Below are 21,320 nucleotides of genomic sequence, written 5' to 3'. Positions count from 1 at the left end.
GATCATCGGGTTGTCGATGCCCAGGCGGCTGAGTTCCTGATCGGCGAAGTTCGCGAGTCCGCTGTGGGTGACGGCGACGCCCTTCGGCCGGCCGGTCGACCCGGAGGTGTAGATGACGTAGGCGACGTTGTCGGGCCGGACCGCCGGGCGCTCGTCGTCGGCGAGCGGACCGTCGGGAGTCGCGGAGATCCCTGCGGCCACCTCGCCGGTGTCGAGGGTCAGCCAGGCCACCGTGTCGTCGGGCAGGTCGGTGACGGTCGACAGGGTCAGGCCGAGGGCGGCGCCGGAGTCCTCGACCATCGTGGCGATCCGGGCGGCCGGGTAGTCGGGATCGATGGGCACGTATCCCGCACCGGACTTGGCGACGCCCCAGATCGCGACGAGGAGGTCGGTCGATCGGCCGACGGCCAGGGCGACGAGGGATTCGACGCCGATCCCCTGGGCACGGAGCCATCGGGCCAGTCGGTCGGATCGTCGGTCGAGGTCGTCATAGGTGAGCGCACGCCCGGTGGCGTCGCGGACAGCGACGCGCTCAGGCCACCGATGCGCCGCGGTGGCGAACAGATCGGCGAGCACGGCGGGTTCGGTGCCGCGTCCGCCGGAGACGCGGGAGAGTGCGGTCGCCTCGTCGGCGTCGAGGAGGTCCACATCGCCCAGCGCCACCGCCGGGTCGGTGACCGCGGCGCGCAGGAAGCTCACCAGACGTCGCGTCAGCAGTCGAACCGATGCCTCGTCGAAGAGGTCGGTCGCATAGGTGATCGATCCGGCCCAGTCCCCCGCCCCGGCGGCGACGGCGACGGTGAGATCGACCTTGGCCGAGCAGACCTCGGGATCCAGCGCGGTGATCCCCAGGTCACCGACCCGGATGTCGTCCGCGGCCGCATCCGCGCCACGCGCCATCCGGTCGACCGGGGTCTGATCCACGGCGAGCAACGTCTGGACCAGGGGCGCAAAGGCTTCCGAACGGACCGGATCGACCAGCTCCACCACCTGCTCGAACGGGATGTCGGCGTGGGCGAAGGCATCGAGATCGGTCGCGCGGACGCCGGTGAGCAACTCGTCGACGGTCAGCGACGGCTCGACGACCGAACGCAGCACCAGGGTGTTGACGAACATCCCGACGAGGTCGTCGACGAGCGGATCCCCCCGGCCGGCGATCGGGGTGCCGATCGCGACGTCGTCGGTGCCGGCGAGCCGGCCGAGCACGGCCGCCAGCGCGGCATGCAGGACCATGAACTCGGTCATCCCGCGCGCATGCGCGAGTCGCGAGATCTGGCGTCCGAGGTCGGCGGGGATGTCGAACGACACCGATGCGCCGCGCATCGACGCGACGCGGGGCCGGGGTCGGTCGGTGGGCAGCTCGAGGACATCGGGCAGTCCGGCGAGCCGGTCCCGCCAGTGGTCGGCCTGCTCGGCCAGGAGCGATCCGGGTACGTCGGCGGCACCGAGCACGGTGTGCTGCCAGGTGGCGACGTCGGCGAACTGTACCGGCAGAGGGCTCCACGCCGGTGCGTCGCCGGCGGCGCGCGCCGTGTAGGCGGCGATGAGGTCGCGCGCCAGCAGCCGCACGGACTCGCCGTCGGCGGCGATGTGATGGACGACGACGACCAGTAGGTGATCGGCGGTGTCGATCGCGCCGTCACCGGTGGCGAGGCGGATGCGGATCGGCCACTGCGCGGTGACGTCGAATCCGGTTGCGGCGGCGGCCAGTGCGTCTGCCGGGTCGTCGACGACGGCCCAGGGCAGGTCGGCCGCAACGGCGGACATCTCCGCGATCGACTGGTACGGGCGTCCCTGATCCGACGGGAAGGTCGTCCGCAGGATCTCGTGTCGTCCGAGGACGTCGAGGACTGCGTCCCGCAGGGCATCGGTGTCGAGGTGTCCGGTCAGTCGCAGGACCGCCGGAATGTTGTAGGTGGCGGCACCCGGGTCGTACCGGTTGATGAACCACATCCGCTGCTGGGCGAACGACAGCGGGATGCGGTCGGGACGCGGCAGCGATCCGATCGGCGCCACGGCACGACGGTCACCGGGCCGGATGCGCTCGACGAGGGTGCGGACCGACGGAGCGTCGAACAGGGCACGGACGGGCACGTCGGCGTCGAGTGCATCGCCGACCCGGGCCGCCACACGGGTGGCGGTGAGCGAGTTGCCGCCGAGGTCGAAGAAGCTGTCGGTCACCGACATCCGCTCGATGCCGAGGATGTCGGCGAAGATCTGCGCGACGGCCTCCTCGGTCGCGGTGGCCGGGCCGACGAACTCGCCTGCCCCGAACTCGGGCTCGGGCAGCGCCCGGCGGTCGAGTTTGCCTGCGGAGTTCAGCGGGATCTCGTCGAGCACCATCCACACCGTCGGACGCATGTAGTCGGGCAACGCGACGGCCACCGCGTCCCGGACGTCGTCGACGTCGGGTCGGTGATTCGCATCGGCTCCCGCGACGTAGGCCACGAGGTGCTCGCCCCCGGCCGGCGCGGACGCGACGGTGGCTGCGGCATGGACCACGCCCGGTGCCGACGCGAGGACGGACTCGATCTCGCCCAACTCGATCCGCTGGCCGCGGAGCTTGACCTGGAAGTCGGTGCGTCCCAGGTATTCCAGCGAGTCACCACCGTCGGTGGTGTCGGATCCCGCGCGGCGCCGGACAAGGTCACCCGTCCGGTAGAGACGTGTGCCCGGCGGCCCGAACGGATCGGCGACGAACCGCTCGGCGGTGAGGTCGGCGCGGTCGGCGTAGCCGCGGGCGAGCTGGATTCCGCCGAGGTAGAGCTCCCCGGCGACGCCTGCCGGGACCGGCCGGAGCCGGTCGTCGAGGACATGGGCGGTGGAGTTCCACATCGGTGTGCCGATGGGCACCGACGACTCGGCCGACTGCTCGGCGATCCCGGTCCCGATGCGCTCATAGGTGATCTCGACGGCCGCCTCGGTGGGACCGTACAGGTTGTAGAACTCGGCCTGCGGCAACGCCGTCCGCGTCGCCGACGCGACGGCGGGTGGGAGCGCCTCACCGGTCGTCGAGAGGTACTTGACGCCGGTCAGCCGGGCCAGCCGTTCGGCACCGGCGACGTCGAGGAACACCGACAGCACCGACGGCACGAAATGCACCATCGTGGCGCCGTGGTCGGCGATCAGGTCGGCCATGTAGACCGGATCGGCGTGGCCGCCGGGACGTGCGACGAGCAACCGCGAGCCGACGACGAACGGGGCGAACAATTCCGGAACCGAACAATCGAACGTGTACGGGGTCTTCTGGACCACCAGGTCGGTCGCATCGAGCGGGAATCGGTCGAGCCCCCACCACAACCGGTTGACGACGGCGGCGTGCGGCAGGGTCACGCCCTTGGGCCTGCCGGTCGAACCCGACGTGAAGATGGTGTACACCGCGTTGTCGGGACGCACCGGCGCGAGGCGCTCGTCGTCGCGGATCGGTGCGACATCGTCGGCAACGGGTGTCGCCGCGTCGACGGTGATCACGGCGATGCCCGCGGTCTCGGCCGCGGCACGCAGTCCGACGCCGTCGTCTCCACCGCCGACCAGCACGGCGGCCGCGGCGGCCGTCGCCAGCATGTACTCGGCCCGCTCGGCGGGGATGTCGGTGTCCACCGGCACGTACTGTCCCCCGGCGGCGACGATCGCGTGGATCGCGACCATCATCTCGAGCGATCGCGGGATGCACACGGCGACAGCGACATCAGGGCCGACTCCCAGATCGATGAGCCGGCGGCCCAGGGTCGCCACACGTGCACCGAACTCCCCGTAGGTCACCTCGTGCCCGTCGTCGAACACGAGTGCGGTGGCCGCCGGGGTGGCTGCGATCTGCCGGGCGATCAGGTCGGCCACGGTGTCCGGCTCGATCCTGACCTCGGGTCCGGCGGCGGCCTGCGTCACCGCGGCGCGATCCAGATCCGACAGCAGGTCGATGTCGCCGAGACGGGTCTCCGGTGCCCTCGCGATGGTGGCGAGGATCGACACGACGGACCGCGCCAGCGCCACCACCTCGTCGTCGCCGAACGCACTGGGCAGGTACTTCAGGTTGATGCTGAGGTCGTCGTCGCTCGGTGTGCAGTACAGGTTCAACACGTAGTGCGTGGCGTCGGCCACGTCGATGCCGGTGATGTCGAGCCCCGCCGCGCGACTGCCGTCGGCGACGGCGTCCGAGTCGATCGGGTACGACTCGAAGATCATCAGCGTGTCGAAGCCGAGCCCCGGTGTCACCGCGGCGATCTCCGACAGCCCCACATGCTGGTGATCGAGCAGGCGGGTACGTCGCGTCTGCAGATCGGCGATCGACTCACGGATGCTGCGGTCCGCGTCGCAGTCCACGACGGCGGGCAGGGTGTTGATGAACAGGCCGACAGCCTGCTCCACTCCGTCGATCTCGGGCGGACGCCCGGAGACGGTCTCACCGAACGCGACGGTCCGCTGTCCGGTCATGCGCGACAACAGAATCGCCCACGCCAGCTGGACGAGTGTGCTGAGGGTCGTCCCCTCGGTCTGTGCGACCGACCGCAGCGCCTCGGTGATCTCCGACCCGGCCAGGACCGCGTGCTGGCGCGGCATCTCGTCGCGGGTGGCGACCGCACCGGAACCGACCAGGGTCGGTCCCTCGACGGCCGGGAGTTCGTCCGCCCACGCGCGGACGGCTCCGGCGTGGTCCTGGCGGTGGAGCCAACGGAGGTAGTCGCCGAAGCCGAGCGGCGATGGGTCGTCGGCGGAACCGGCGAGGTAGCCGCGGACGAGGTCGGCGAGGACGAGCGGGCCGGACCATCCGTCGAACAGGAGATGATGGTTGGTCACGACGAGGGCCGATCGCGGCGAGTCGTCGTCACTCGGCAGCCGGACGAGGACGAATCGGATCAGCGGTCCGCGGTGCAGATCGAATCGGTTGACCCGTTCGACGATCGCCAGGTCGGCCAGAGCCGCATCGGCGTCCGCGGGTGCGCGGTTACGCAGATCCACGGTGTGCCAGGGCAGATCGGCGGCCGGTGGCACGACGGTCACCACGGTCCCCTGGGCGGTCTGCACGTAGACGGAGCGCAGGACGTCGTGGCGGTCGAGGAGATGCTCGGCGGCACGGCGGAGGCGGGACTCGTCGACGATTCCGCCGAGATGCAGGACGACCTGGGCGACGTAGACATCGATGTCCAGGTCTGTGGCGGTCCCGATGTCCGACGCGGAGCGCGCCGACTCGACGTACAGACCATGTTGCAACGGCGTCATCGGCCAGATGTCCGCCCTGGGGAACCGATCGGCGAGTTCGTCGATCTCGCGCTGCCCCAGTTCGGTTCCGGGGATGTCCGACGGTGTCAGGCCGATGTCCTCGGCCGTGTCCACGAACTCGGTCAGTTCGCCCAGGGCGGTGATCCAGTTGTCGGCGATCTCGGCCGCGTCGTCGTCGCCGAGGACGGCCCGCGGAAACGACAGCACGGTGTGCAGCCGTCGACCGGTGTCGTCGGCGCCGACGAACACCTGCACCGAGAGCGCGGGGGCGGCCATGGCGCCTGTGATCGACCCCGGAAGGACGGGCGCATCGTCGGCGAAGGTGAAGAGGCCACCCGACTCACCGGGCATCGAGCCCGTACGGCAGCCGAGGTCGTCGCGACGGGCCCCGCCATCGGCGGCGGTGCCGAGATAGTTGAACAGGATCGGCGGGAGGGGCCGGTCGCGGAGTGGCGCGTCCGGCCCGAAGCGTATGGCGCCGAATCCGATCCCCTGATCGGTGAGTGCGGCGAACGACTCCTTGACGGCCTTCACCGACTCCCCGATGTTGCTGCCCGGAACCACCGTCACCGGGACATAGGCGGTGAACCAGCCGACGGTGCGGGACAGATCGGCCCCGTCCGCGATCTCCTCGTGACGCCCATGACTCTCGGTCAGGACGGACACGGTGTCGACGTCCGCGCCCGTACCGCCGATTCGACGTTGCCACCGCGCGACCGCCTCGGTCAGTGTGGCCACGAGGACCTCGCGGGTCCCGGTGCGGAAGGCCGCGGGTATGCGCGCGAGCACCGCGTCCGACAGTCCCGTGTCCACGACGGATTCGCGCGTCACCACCGTCCGCACGCGATCGCGCGCCGGGTCGAGCCGAGCCGCCAGCGGCGATGCCGTCGCCGGGAGACGCGCCTGCCAGAACGCGAGGTCGTCGCGGGCCTCTGCGGTGTCGCGCAGTGCAGCCGCCCAACGCCGCATCGACGTCGACTCCGCCGTGAGCCGGATCGGTTGTCCGTGGTCGCGTTGTGCTCGTGCGGTGTTCAGTTCGAGAAGGAGCACCGACCACGACACCACGTCGATGCCGAGGTGATGGACGGTGATGAGCAGCCGTCCGCGTGATGCGGTCCCCGGTGCCGATCGGATGGCGGTCACGTCGACGAGGCGGCCGTGTGCCGGGTCGAGTCGGGCCAGGGCGTGCGCATGCGCGTCGAGAACGACGTCGGTGAACTCCTGGTCCCCGACGGCGGCGTCGGTGAGGATCTCGCGGACGGCCGTGTCGGCGTCGAAACCGGTGCCGGCGGTCATGATCCACTCGCCGTCCGCCTCACACAGGGACGCGGCGAGCATCGGGTGATTCGCGACGACGGCATCGATGATCACCCGGATGTCGGCCAGGGCGAGATCCTCGGGGAGGACGAGGAGCGCGGACTGGGAGAAGTCGGCGAAGTCGGCTGCGTCGCCGGAGCGCTCGATCATCGACCACACGGCCGGGGTGAGCTCGACGTCGCCGACACCGCCTCCGTCGAACTCGGCAAGGGTCGCCACCTCGCGGTCGGCGATCGCCCGGGCTATCCCGCGAACCGTGGTGTGCTCGAAGATGTCTCGGGGCGACACCGTCAGCCCTGCCGAACGCAGCAACGATGACAGCTGGATCGACACGATGCTGTCGCCACCGAGCGCGAAGAACGAGTCGGTGACCGAGACCCGCGGCACACCCAGGACCGCGGTGAAGACGGCGGCGATCTGTCGTTCCGTCTCGCCTTCCGGCTCGACATGTCCGGTGCCGGGTGTCCCGAATGTCGGCACCGGCAGGGCGCGGCGATCGATCTTGCCGGCGACGCCGAGGGGCATCTCGTCGAGGACGACCCAGACGGTCGGGCGCATGAAGTCGGGCAACACCGATGCGACCGCAGCAACGGCACCGGCGGAGTCGTCGACGCCGGCGAGGTATCCCGCGAGGTGGCGTCCGCCACCCGGCGCGGTCACCACCGTCGCCGCCGCGTGCACCACTCCCGGGACCGAGCGGAGCACGGCTTCCACCTCGCCGAGTTCGAGGCGCTGTCCGCGCAGCTTCACCTGGAAGTCGCTGCGGCCCAGGTACTCCAGCTCCGGCGCCGAGGACGGTCCGTCCGGCCTGCTCCACCGGGCGCGGTCGCCGGTTCGGTACAGCCGCGCACCCGGCGGTCCGAACGGATCGGCGACGAACCGTTCGGCAGTGAGATCCCCACGGCTCTCGTAACCTCGCGCGACCTGGATCCCGCCGATGTGGAGATCACCCGCCACACCGTCGGGTACGACCCGCAGACGGTCGTCGAGGACGTGGGCGGTGGTGTTGGTGATCGGTCGACCGATGGGCACCACGGTGTCACCGGCGACGACCTCGTGGTGGGTGACGATGATGGTGGTCTCGGTCGGCCCGTATTGGTTGAACAGCCGTGCCGACGGGAACGCCTCGAGCGTCGCCGACGCCAGGGCCGGCGGCAATGTCTCGCCGCCGGTGAGGATCGTGCGCACCGTGCGCAGACGGAGGAGTTCCGCGTCGTCGAGTGCCTGCAGGAACGCCGACAACATCGACGGCACGAAGTGCATCAGGGTGACGTCGTGGCGCGCCGCCATCGCCGCGATGTGTGTCGGCTCGCGGTGGCCGCCGTCGTCGGCGACGATCATGCGGGCCGCGGTGAGCGCGGGCAGGAACAGCTCACGCACCGATGCGTCGAAGGCGAGCGGGGTCTTGTGCAACACCCCGTCTCCGGCACGCACATCGAAGATCTCGGCATCCGCCGCCAGTCGATGGACGACCGCACGATGGGACACGGTCACACCCTTGGGTCGGCCCGTCGACCCGGAGGTGAAGAGCGTGTAGGCCGCGTCGTCGGCCCGCAGTGGCGCGGTGCGCTCGGCGTCGGTGATCGGCTCGGAGAGCTCGTCGGACGGAACATCACCGGACAGGTCGACGACGATGCGCGGGATGTCGGCCGACAGGGTGTCCGACGACCCGCCGGCATCGGTGACGAGCGCCAGATCCGCACCTGCGGTCGCCGCCATGTACACGGCCCGATCCGGCGGGGTGTCCGGCTCGATCGGCACGAATCGGCCGCCCGCGCAGACCACCGCATGGATGGCGACGACCATCGCGCTCGATCGTGGGATGCTGACGACGACCGCGACGTCCGGACCGACGCCGGCGCTGATCAGAGTGCGGGCCAACGCCGTCACGTGATGCGTCCATTCGCGATACGTCAGCCGGTCCCCCGACGTCTCGATGGCCACGGCGTCGGGATTCTCTCGCGCGGCGCCGGCGAGAACGTCGGCCAGGGTCGAATCGCCCCGGTCCGTCGCCTCGCCGGTCCCGCGGCTCACGATCGTCGCCCGTTCCGTGTCGTCGAGCAGGTCGACATCGCCGACCGCGATGCCGGGATCGGTGACGACGGCGGACACGATCCGCAGGTAGAACCCCGCGAACCTCTCGATCGTGTCGGCATCGAAAAGGTCTGTGGCGTACGCGATCCTGCCGACCATGTCGGCGCCCGAATCGTGGATGCCGATACTGAGGTCGAACTTCGCGGCCGCGGCGGAGGATCGCTCGGCGGTGATCGTGAGACCGTCGATCTCGGCGACGACATCGTCGGCGGCCCCTCCATCCGACTGGTCGTAGGTGAACAGCGTCTGCGCCAGCGGCTCGAAGGACTGGGATCGGACCGGATCGAGTGCCTCGATCACCTGCTCGAACGGGGCGTCGGCATGCGAGAACGCGTCGAGATCCGTGCGGCGCACGGCGTCGAGCAGCACGTCGAGACCGAGATCCGGGTCGACGTCGGTACGCAGCGCGAGGGTGTTGACGAACATGCCGATCAGGTCGTCGAGCGATCGCGATCCGCGGCCGGCGACCGCGGTCGCGACGACGATGTCGGTGGTCGAGGACAGCCGCCCGAGCAGTGCGGCCAGCGCCGCATGCAGCGCCATGAAGAGCGTGATGTCGTGCGACCGTGCCGTGCGCGCCAGGGCGTCGCGGACGTCGCCCGGGATCGTGAAGACCGTCTCGGCACTCTCCCGGCTCGGGATGTCCGGACGACGCCGGTCCGTCGGCAGATCGAGCACCTGCGGCACACCGGTGAGGACGTCGGTCCAGTGCGCCACCTGCTGGGCGATGACGGAGTCGGGCTCGTGCGGGTCGCCGAACTGCTCGCGTTGCCACACCGCGAAGTCGGCATACTGCACCGGCATCGACGACCATGCCGGTGGCGTGCCGTTGCGCCGTGCCTGATACGCCGTGACCAGATCGCGCGCCAGCACGGGCGCCGACTCGCCGTCCGAGGCGATGTGATGGGTGACGAGCACCAACAGGTGCTCCGGCTGCTCGGCTTCGCCGGTGCGGTGACGCGGCGCAACGCGCACTCGCAGCGGTGTCTCGATCGTCACGTCGAAACCGCGGCGCAGGATCGATCGCGCGGACTCCTCGCCGGTGACCTCCCAATCGATGGTGCCCTCGGTCGCCCCGAGGATGTCCTGGCGCGGCACACCTGCAGCGTCGGCCGGGTAGATGGTGCGCAGCACCTCGTGGCGTTCCACGACGTCCCGGACGGCGGCGCGCATCGCGTCGAGGTCGACATGCCCACACAACCGGAGGACCACCGGGATGTTGTACGCCGGTGACGACGGGTCGAACTGGTTGATGAACCACATCCGCTGCTGCGCGTAGGACAGTGGGATCGGATCGCGCCGCGGTTGCGGGCCCAGCGGTTGTACGGTGCGCGCCGTCGGTGTCGACGACACCGCCTCGGCGAGTCCTCGCACGGTGGGCGCCTCGAAGAGGATCCGAACGGGGAGGTCGACCCCGAGCGCCTCGCCGACACGTGCGACGACCCGGGTCGCCGACAGCGAGTTGCCCCCGATGTCGAAGAACCCGGCGGTGACCGACACCGTCTCGACGTCGAGAACATCGGCGACCACCTCGGCGATCGTCTGTTCGACGTCGCTGTCGGGGGCCACGAACTCATCTGTCCCGGCTCCGGTCTCGGGTGTCGGAAGGGCCCGGCGGTCGATCTTTCCGGCGGCGTTCAACGGCATCTCGCCGAGCACCGACCACACGGTGGGTCGCATGTACTGCGGGAGGGCGCGAGCCGCACGATCCTTCACGACGTCGAGGTCGACCGTCTCGCCGGCGATGTAGCCGACGAGCTGGCCGCCACCCGGCCCCGCGGTGACGAGCGCAGCCGCGTGCACGACACCCGGGGTGGCGGCGAGGACCGACTCGATCTCCCCCAACTCCACCCGCTGGCCACGCAGCTTCACCTGGAAGTCGGTGCGTCCCAGGTATTCCACCTCGCCGATTCCGGCACCCGACCCGCTCTCCGGGCCGGTCCACCGCACCAGATCGCCGGTGCGGTACATGCGGTCGCCGGCCACACCGTACGGGTCCGCCACGAAACGGTCCGCGGTGAGATCGGGCCGCGACGTGTAGCCGCGGGCCAGTTGGACACCGGCGAGGTAGAGCTCGCCCGGTACCCCGGCGGGAACCGGGTGCAGTCGTGAGTCGAGAATGCGGACCGCGGTGTTCCACACCGGGCGCCCGATGGGCACCACCGCGTCGTCCGCACCGACCTCGTGCACGGTCACGTCGACCGCCGCCTCGGTGGGCCCGTACATGTTGATCATGCGGGCCTGCGGCCAGCCCTCGAGCGCGGCGGACGCCACCGTCGGCGCCAGGGCCTCGCCCGAGGTGAACACCCGACGCAGCGACGTCAGCTCGGCCATCCCGTCCGGCCCGACCACGTCGACGAAGGCCGCCAGCATGGACGGCACGAAATGCGCGGTGGTCACTCCGGCCGAGTGCACCAGCGACGCCAGATACGCGGGATCCCGATGACCGTCGGGTCGCGCGATCACCAGCGTGGCCCCGGCGGTCAACGGCCAGAACAACTCCCAGACGGAGACATCGAAGGTGACCGGCGTCTTCTGCACCACGGCATCGGTCGTGTCGATCGGATACCAGACCTGCATCCACGACAGTCGATTGACGATGGCGTCGTGGGTGACGGTGACGCCCTTCGGACGGCCGGTCGAGCCGGAGGTGAAGATCGTGTACGCCGCGTGTCCGCCGCGCACCGTGCCCAGGCGGTCGGCGTCGGTCACGGGAGCCGTCGACTCATTCAGCGGTGCAGCACAATCGAGGTCGATCACGGGGGTGACGGCCGGGTCGACACCGGCCGGAACATCTCCGGACACGATGATCGCCCGGGCTCCGGCGACGTCGATCATGTAGACGACGCGATCAGCGGGTGTGTCGGGATCGATCGGCACGTACTGACCACCCGCGGCGATCACCGCGTGCAGGGCGACCACGAGTTCGACGGACCGCGGGACACTCACCGCGACGGCCACATCCGGCCCAACACCGTTCGCGATCAGATTCCGGGCGAGCACCGACACCCGGGCACCGAACTCGCGATTGCTCACCGACCGACCCTCGAACTCGAGGGCGACGGCGTCGGGTTCCTCTGCGACGCGCGCAGCGACCATGTCACCGAGCGTCCGGTCGGGGACGTCGACGGTGTCGCCGGCGGTCCACGAGTCCACCTGCGCCACTCCGGGCAGGATGTCGGCGTCGCCGATCGCGGCGGCCGGAGCCGAACAGAAGGCGGCGAGTGCGCGGACGAGCGTGTCGCCCATCTGCGCGACCCGCTCGTCGTCGAACAGGTCGGTCGCATAGGTGATCACGTAGTGCCAGGCATCGAGGCCGCTCGGCGGTGGGCCGAAGTCGACGCTGAGATCCACCCGTGCGACCGCCGTGCCGGCGTCGTCGACGGGTGTGACGTCGAGACCCGGCAGGATCGCGTTGCCCGCGCTGGTGCCGCCGACGTTCAGCCACACCTGCGTCAGCGGCGCGAACGCCTCGGACCGGACGGGATTGAGCCGGTCGACCAGGTACTCGAACGGGACGGCGGCACGTTCGAATGCGTCCAGGTCGGTACGGCGGATGTCGTCGAGGAGCTCGTCGAATGCCCGAGCCGGGTCGACCTCCGTCCGCAGCACCAGGGTGTTGACGAACATCCCGACGAGTCCGTCCAGCTCGCGCCTGCCGCGGCCCGCGACCGGGGTGCCGATCGCGATGTCCGTGGTCGAGGACAGTCGCGACAGCACCGCCGCCAGGGCGGCATGCAGCACCATGAACGGTGTGACGCCGCGGTCGGAGGCGTGCCGGGTGACCGCGCGGGCGATGTCGGCGGGGATCACGAGATCACGGCGGGCGCCACGCGCCGACGCCACCGCCGGCCGCGGCCGATCCGACGGGAGTTCCAGCACGTCCGGGAGATCGGCGAGTTGCCGTTCCCAGTAGGCGGTCTGGGTGCCCAGCACCGACTCGTCGTCGTCGACCGAACCGAGCACCCGCTGTTGCCACAGCGACACGTCGGCGAACTGCACGGGCAGCGGCAGGTACCGCGGTGCGGTGCCCTCGCGCCGTGCCGCGTAGGCGATGGCGAGATCGCCGATGAGGGGCGCGAGGGACTCGCCGTCGCCGGAGATGTGGTGCAGGACGACGACCAGGAGGTGACTGCCGGCGGACTCTGCGTACAGGCGCACGCGCAGCGGCGGGGCGGTCGTGACATCGAACCCGGTGTCGACGGCCCGGGCGAGATCGTCCGCGTCGTCGACGACCCGCCAGTCGAATCCGGCGCGCGCGGAATCGATGTCGAGGATCTCCTGACGCGGGACCCCGTCGGTTGCCGGGTAGACCGTGCGCAGGACCTCCTGTCGCTCGACGACGTCGGCGAAGGCCTCACGGAGAGCGGCGGTGTCGAGATCTCCGGTCAGCCGCACCGCGAGGCGGATGTTGTAGGCGGTGGAGTCCGGGTCGAACTGGTTGATGAACCACATCCGCTGCTGCGCGAAGGACAGTGGGATCTCGGCGGGACGGCCGACGGCGACGAGGGGTTCGAGGTCGGCGCCACCGACCTCGATGCGGCGGGCGAGGCCGCGCACGGTCGGCGCCTCGAACAGATCCCGGACGGCGACGTCGGCGTCGAGCGCGGCACCGATGCGGGCGGTCACCCGGGTCGCCGAGAGGGAATTGCCACCGAGGTCGAAGAAGCTGTCGGTGACCGATACGTCGTCGAGACCCAGGACGTCGGCGACGATCTGCGCAATGGTCTCCTCGACCCCACCCGACGGCGCAACGATGTCGCCCCCGGCGAACTCCGGTTCCGGCAGTGCCCGTCGGTCGAGTTTGCCCGCGCTGTTGAGCGGTACGTCGTCGAGGATCATCCACACCGTCGGGCGCATGTAACCGGGTAGTCGTGCCGACACCACGTCACGGACCTCATCGAGGTCGAGGACGGCGTCGGGACCCGCCGACAGGTAGGCGACGAGATGTTCGGCCCCACCCGCCGAGGAGGCGACCGTCGCGGCGGCATGCACCACGCCCGGCGCCGAGGACATCACGGCCTCGATCTCGCCGAGCTCGACTCGCTGGCCACGCAGCTTCACCTGGAAGTCGGTGCGCCCCAGGTAGTCCACTCCCCCATGCACGTTCCAGCGCACGAGATCACCGGTGCGATACAGTCGCGCGCCCGGGGCACCGAACGGGTCGGCGACGAATCGCTCGGCCGTCAGTGCACCGCGTGCGGCGTAGCCACGCGCGATCTGTGCGCCGCCGAGGTACAGTTCGCCGGCGATGTCGGGCGGCACGGGCCGCAGCCGGTCGTCGAGCACCCAGACATCGGTGTTCCAGACGGGCGATCCGATCGGCACCACCGGCGCGTGCTCGTCGACCAGGTCGAGATCCTGCGCGGTGACCTCGATCGCGGCCTCGGTCGGGCCGTAGAGGTTGTACATCTCGACGCGTGGCAGTCGTCGGCGCACCGCTGCGACGAGTGACGGCGGCAGTCCCTCCCCCGCCAGATACAGGTGGCGCAGACCGGTCATCGCGGCGAGGCGGTCGTCGTCGACGACGTCGAGGAACGCCGCCAGCATCGACGGGACGAAGTCGATGGCGGTGATGCCGTGTCGGGCGATGAGGCCGGCGAGATAGGTCGGGTCGGCGTGGCCACCCGGCCGGGCGACGACGACCTTCGCGCCGATCATGAAGGGGGCGAACAGCTCCGGGACCGAGACATCGAAGGTGTACGGCGTCTTGAGGATCGTGGTCACGTCGGCATCGACGTGCCGGAACTCGCCGATGCCCCAGCGCAGTCGGTTGACGACCGCCCGGTGCGCGACGGTGACACCCTTCGGTCGGCCGGTCGAGCCGGACGTGAACATTGTGTACACGGCGTGATCCGGTCGTCGGATTCCGTGCTCGTCCGGACGTAGCGGCGTGTCGTCGGCGGGGGTGTGGTCGGCGGGGGTGTGGTCGGCGAGGGTGTGGTCGGCGAGGGTGTGGTCGGCGGGTGTGTGGTCGGTGAGGTCGACGACGCGGATCCCGATGCGCACGTCTGTTCGCCGATCGTGCCCAGAATCTCGCCGACTGTGCCCAGAATCTCGCCGATCGTGCCCAGAATCTCGCTCATCGTGTCCAGCGTCGCGCCCATCGGGCACAGTCTGCGCAGAACTGGGCACAGTCGGCGCGAAACTGGGCACGATCGACGAGGAACTGGGCACGCTCGGCGCGAAACTGGACCCGGTCGGCGAAGAACTGGGCACGGTGGGCGGGTGGTCGAGTGCGGATCGCACACCGTCGGGGAGATCGCCGCGACCGACCAGAATCCGTGCGACCGAGGCGGTCTCGAGCATGTCGCGGACACGGTCGGCGGGCGCCTCGGTGTCGATGGGGACGTACTGACCACCGGCGACGACGACGGCATGCACCGCGACGATCATCTCGACCGATCGCGGGAGGCAGACCGCCACCGCGACGTCGGGTCCGACACCCTCGGCGATCAGTGCGCGCGCCAGACGATTGACGTGCGACGACAGTTCTGCGTACGTCATCGTCCGATCACCGTCGACGACCGCGATCGCGTCCGGTGTCCGGGCTGCGGTCACGGCGAGTGCGTCGCCGACGAACTCGTCGGGAACGTCGACGACCGCACCGCGTGACCAGTCCAGCACGATGTCGCGGTCGGCCGACGACAACAGGTCGATGTCGCGGAGGTACCCGCCGGCCGGGGCGCTCAGGTGCGCGAGGATCTGCTGGAGAATCCGGGACAGATGCTCGATCTGGCTGTCGGAGAACGCATCCGGCAGATACTTCAGTTGCAGGGTGAGCACGGGGCCGGTCGCGTCGTCCCCTCGTGCCGGCGCCGACACGAGATTGAGCGGGTAATGCGTGGCATCACCGGTGCGGACCTCGGCGATCGACAGCGCCGATGATCCCTCGTCCGTCCCACCGGTGCCCTCGGCGAGGGCACCGGTGTCCACCGGGTAGGACTCGTACACGGTGAGGGTGTCGAACAGGATGTGGTGTCCCGCCGCCGCCGCGATGTCGGCCAGGCCCAGGTGCTGATGGTCGAGAAGCCGGGTCTTGGCCTCCTGCAGTTGCCGCACCGCGGCATCGATCGACTGATCGGGATCGACGGTGACCGCGACCGGGACCGTGTTGATGAACAGGCCGACCATCTGCTCGACACCCTCGATGTCGGCCGGGCGTCCGGCGACCGTCTCACCGAACACGACCGACCGCTGCCCGGTCAGCCGCGACAGCAGCACCGCCCATCCGAACTGCAGGAGCGTCGATGTCGTCACCCCGAGCCTGCGCGCAGCGCGACCGATCGCATCCGTCATCTCGGGATCGACGTCGATCGCGTGGTCGTGGGGCCGTGAACTCTCGGTGGCGATCCGCCCCGGTGCGACGAGGGTGGGCCCGTCCAGTTCGGCGAGGGCATCGGCCCACGCGTCGCGACCGGCGCCGTCGTCGCGGCGGGCCAGCCAGCGGAGGAACTCGGAGAAGTCCGGGGTACCGGTGGTGATCGGCCGGCCGGCGAAGTAGGTGGCGAACAGGTCGCCGAGGACGAGCGGGCCCGACCATCCGTCGACGAGCAGGTGATGGTTCGTGACGATCAATGCCGAACGGGTCAGCCCGGTGTCGTCGGTCGGCAGGACGACGAGCGCGAATCGGATGAGGGCCGGCTCGTCGAGGACGAACGGCACCCGGAGTTGCTCGGCGGCGATATCGTCCAGTCGTGCTGCGCCGTCGGGGCCGGCGTCACGCAGATCGATGGTCGCCCACTCGGGTTCGGCGTCGGGAGCGACCACGGCGACCGGCGTACCCCGGTTGCTGCGGGTATAGCCGGAGCGCAGCACCGCATGGTGAGCCAGGAGGGCGCGCGCCGCGTCGCGCAGTCGCCACACGTCGAGGTCTCCGGCCAGCTCGATCACGGCCTGCGTCATGTAGACGTCGATCTCGCCCGCGGGATCACCGGCACCGCCGTGACCGTCCGCGCCCCGGGTGTCGCGGGTGCCGGTCGAACCGAGCTCGGCCTGGAAGTACAGGCCCTCCTGAAGTGGTGTGAGCGGCCAGATGTCGGCGCCGGGGTGACGGGCGCGGAGCTCGTCGATCTCGTCCTGGCTCAGCGGCAGGGCGATGAGGTCCGACGGCGAGGGGCCGGGCGTCTCGTCGGCGAGGGCCGCGACGACGGCTCCCAGTTCCGTGGCCCAGCGGTCGGCGATGGTGGTGACGTCGTCCGCTGTCAGCACGTCGTGCTGGTAGGTGAAGGTCGTCCGCAGTGTGCGTCGGCCGTCGACGACGACGGTGTTCACATCCACCGACAGCACAGTCGGTGCGCGTAGGGCTCCGCTGCGTGTCGACGGCAGTGCCACGCTGTCGCCGGTCGGCAGGAACGCGGTTTCTGCGGCGTCGTCGGGGCCGGTCGCGGCACCGACATTGCCGAAGTAGTTGAATCCGATGGCCGGCAGCGGTCGTCGGCCCAGTTCGGCCAGGTCGGCGCCGATGCGATCGGACCTCCGCGCGGCCGACCGTAGGACGCCGAACCCGATGCCGTTGTCAGGTCGGCCGAGCAGCTCTTCCTTGGTGTCCTGCACCGTCCGGACGACGCCGCGGCCGTCACCGACCGGAATTCGGATCGGTGAGATCGTGGTGAACCAGCCGACGGTGTGGGACAGATCGATCGAGTGGTGGGCGGAACCTGCTGCGCCGACGTCGGTTTCGCGTCCGTGGCCCTCGAGGAGGATGACCACCGACGAGTCGTCGGCGAGCGGGGTGCCGGCGACGGCCCGTGCGAGCGCGGCGAGGAGGGCGTCCTGGGTGCCGGCGCCGAAGGCCTCCGGGACGGCGGTGAGCAGGGCCGCGGTGGTCGTTGGGTCGATCGTCGTCGCGTGTGTCCACGCATCGCGCATGCGCGCGGCGTCACTCGCCCGGTCCCGCTCGGCCGGGAGGCGCTCGAGCCAGTGGTCCAGTTCGGTGGTGCGGTCGTCGGCGAGGTCGTCGAGGTGGTGCGCCCAGGCTCGGACGGAGGTGCCCTCGGGTTCGGGGCACGGTTCGAGGCCCGCTCCGACCTGTGACCACATGGTGGCGAGGTCGACAATGATCGTGGACCACGACACGGCGTCGACGGCGAGGTGATGGGCGACGATCAGCAGGCGTGCCCCGTCACCGTACGCGCTGTCGGGGTCCCCGCTGTGGTCGTGGGTGGTGATGACCGCGCACCCCAGGACCCGGCCGATCGCCGGGTCGAGTTCGGCCAGCGTCGCGGCGTGCACGTCTGCCACGGCGTCCGCGAACGCCTTGGTGTGCGGGTCATCTCGGACCGTTTCGACACGAATCGTCACGTCCGCGTCGAGGTGGTGGCCGGCGTCGAGCGCCCATCCGTTCGATTCGAGACGCAGCCGCGCCGACAGCATCGGGTGGGCGTGCACGAGCGCGCCGATCATCGCCGTGAGGTCGGACGGGGTGGTCGCGGCGGGCAGGTGCACCAGGGTCGACTGCGAGAAGTCGGCGAGGTCTGCCGGCTCGTCGGCGTGCTCGACGAGCCAGTCGACGATGGGTGTCAGGGGCATGTCACCCGTCGGTCCGCCGGCCGGTTCGGGCAGCGGCGCGACCGGTGTCCCGATCTGTCCGGCGGCCGCGGCCATCGCGCGGATGGTCTTGTGCTCGAAGATGTCCCGCGGTGTGAGGTGCAGGCCCGCCGATGTCGCCGCCGATGACAACTGGATCGACATGATGCTGTCGCCGCCGAGGGCGAAGAACGAGTCGGCGACGCCGATCCGGTCGATGCCGAGCAGTCCGGAGACGATGTCGGCCAGCACACGTTCCGCATCCGTTGCGGGTGCGACGAACTCGGTGTCGACGGCGAAGTCGGGCGCCGGCAGCGCCGCCCGGTCGAGCTTGCCGGCGGGCGTCAGCGGGAGCGCATCGACGACGATCAGTTGCGCGGGCACCATATGGGCGGCCAGCCGGGTGGCCGCGACCTCCGCGACGGCGGATTCCCGGATGCGATCGCCGACGAGATAGGCCACCAGTCGGATGCGGCCGGCGTCATCGCGGACGCCGAGGGTGACGGCCTGATCGACGTCGGGGGCGGCGGTGAGGACGGCGTCGATCTCGCCCAGCTCCACGCGCTGGCCGTTGATCTTCACCTGATGGTCGGCGCGCCCCGCGAACTCGAGATCACCGGATGCCGCGCGGCGCACCAGGTCACCGGTGGCGTACAGCCGCGATCCGGGAAGCCCGTGGGGGTCGGCGACGAATCGGGTGGCGGTCAGTCCGGCGCGCGCGAGGTAGCCGCGTGCCACACCTGGCGCGGAGAGGTAGAGCTCACCGATCACCCCGTGCAGGACCGGGTTGAGTCGCTCGTCGAGGACATAGGCGGTGAAGCCCCGGATGGGGCGTCCGATCGTGACCGGCCGGCCGGGCTCCGACCGTCCGGCGGTGGCCCAGACGGTGGTCTCGGACGGGCCGTAGAAGTTGAGCATGGTGCGGCCCGGCGCCCACCGTTCGACGAGCTCGGGTGGGCACGCCTCGCCGGCGGTGGCCAGGTGTTTGAGTCCCGACAGCCCGGCCGGATCCATCGTGGCGAGGACGGTCGGCGTGATGACGGCATCGCTCACACGGTGGCGTGAGATCAGTTCGGCCAGTGCGGGTCCGCCGTAGACGTGGGGCGGCGAGACGACGAGGGTGTGCCCCGAGGCGATGGCCCAGATCATCTCGAAGAACGACGCGTCGAAGCTGGGCGAGGCGACGTGCAGCACGCGGGTCGCCGAACCGTAGGAGATCTCGCGATGCGCCTGGACGAGGTCGGAGATCCCGCGGTGCGCGACCGCGACGGCCTTGGGACGGCCGGTGGAGCCGGAGGTGTAGATGAGATAGGCGAGATTGTCGAGCCGCACCTCGCGGCGTCGATCGTCGTCGATGAGCGGTGCCGGCGACTCCCGATCGACGGTGGCGGCGAGGTCGTCGTCGTCGAGCACCAGCCATCGGAGCTGGTCCCGTTCGCCGAGGACCGCCTGGTCCGCACTGGTGGTGATGCCGAGGGCTGCACCGGAATCCGACAGCATGTGGTCGATGCGATCGGCCGGGTAGGTCGGATCGACCGGGAGGTACACACCGCCGGCCTTGATGACGGCCCACGTGGCCACGACCGACTCGATCGAGCGGGCGATGCCGACGGCGACCACGACATCGGGTCCGACACCGTCGGCGATCAGGACTCGGGCGAGCCGGTTGGTGCGGGCCTCGAACTCGCCGTAGGTGACGGTGGTGTCGTCGTCGGCGATCAGCGCCGCGTGGTCCGGGTCGAGAGTGCGGTCGACGAGGACCTCGGGCAGCGTCCGCCCGCCACCGAAGGTGTCTGCGGCGCGACGAGCGGCGGCGAGTTCGGCACGGACGGCGTCCATCTCACGGAGCTGGTCGTCGCTGAGGAGATCGATGTCCCCGACCGCCACGTCGCGATCGGCGGTGAGCGCACTCAGCACACGCATCCAGGTGTCGGCGAACCCACGGATCGTCGACTCGTCGAACAGCGCGCGGGCATAGAGGAATTCCGCGGTCAGGTCGGACGACTCCCCACCGGCCGTCCGTTCGAGCACACCCAGGGTGAGGTCGAACTTGGCGTCCTGGTCGGCGATGTCGATCGGTTCGGCGACGACACCCGCTGCGCGCAGCGCCTGCCTGCTCGACGGGTCGTCGGCGGCGTAGGTGAACGCGATCTGGGCGAGCGGTGCGTGCGCCGGCGATCGTTCGGGCGCCAGGGCGTCGACGAGTCGTTCGAACGCGACGTCGGTGTGGGCGAATGCGTCGAGATCGACGTCGCGGACGGCGGTGAGGAAGTCGCCGACGGTGACCGCGGGATCGACGGCCGTCCGCAACACCAGGGTGTTGACGAACATGCCGATGACGTCGTCGAGGACGGCCTGTCCCCGGCCGGCGACCGGTGTGCCGATCACGACGTCACGGGTGGCGGCCAGACGCGAGACCATCACGGCGAATGCGGCGTGGCACACCATGAACGGGGTCAGGCCGGTCTCCCGGGCGGTGCGTGCGACCGCGTCGGCGAGCTCGCGCGGCATCTCGACGGACAGACGCGCGCCCTCGGGATCGAGGACCCCGGGGCGTGGGCGGTCGGCGGGCAGGTCGGTGACCGCCGGGATGTCGTCGAGGACCGACATCCAGTGGGCGAACTGCTGTCCGACGGGTGTTCGCGCGTCGTCGGTGCGCCCGAGCGTCTCGTGCTGCCAGAGCGCGTAGTCGGCGTACTGGACGGACGGTGCCGGGCGCGCCGTGGCGCCGCAGGTCCGGGTGAGGTAGGCGCCGACGAGGTCGGTGGCGAGCACCTGTGCGGACTCGCCGTCGAAGGCGATGTGGTGGATCACCAGCACGACGTCGGTGGTGTCGGAGTCCGTGTCGACCCGGACACGACCCCGGAGGGGAAGCTCTGCGGTGACGTCGAATCCGCGTCCGGTCACCGCCACGAGGTCGTCGGCATCCGCGGCGGGCGCGACATCGAGGACCGCTGCGGCATCGGCGGGGTCGAGGACTCGCTGCGTGGGCCGGCCGTCGACCGTGGGATACACGGTGCGCAGGATCTCGTGCCGGGCGACGACATCGAGGATCGCCGAATGCAGTGCTTCGACGTCGATGGGATCGGCGTCGTCCTCGGCCGGGCGCAGGCGCAGACCGAACGGGATGTTGTAGGCGGCCGACGAGGTGTCGAACTGGTTGA

1 protein-coding gene (running past both ends of the window) is annotated in these 21,320 nt (G+C 70.4%); it reads right to left on the bottom strand.

All 21,320 nt of this window come from inside a single coding sequence — locus QSJ19_RS04715, non-ribosomal peptide synthase/polyketide synthase, on the bottom strand. Of the gene's 54,687 coding nucleotides, 24,787 precede the window and 8,580 follow it; the stretch shown corresponds to coding positions 24,788-46,107, spanning codon 8,263 (partial) through codon 15,369 (complete); the first complete codon in reading order (the gene reads right to left) occupies positions 21,316-21,318. The start codon and the stop codon both lie outside this window.

It is taken from the genome of Gordonia sp. ABSL11-1 (genome assembly GCF_030315685.1).
In the GTDB taxonomy this organism is placed as follows: Bacteria; Actinomycetota; Actinomycetes; order Mycobacteriales; family Mycobacteriaceae; genus Gordonia.
Note: the sequence above shows the minus strand (reverse complement) of the source record. Positions and strands in the feature narration are given on the sequence as shown.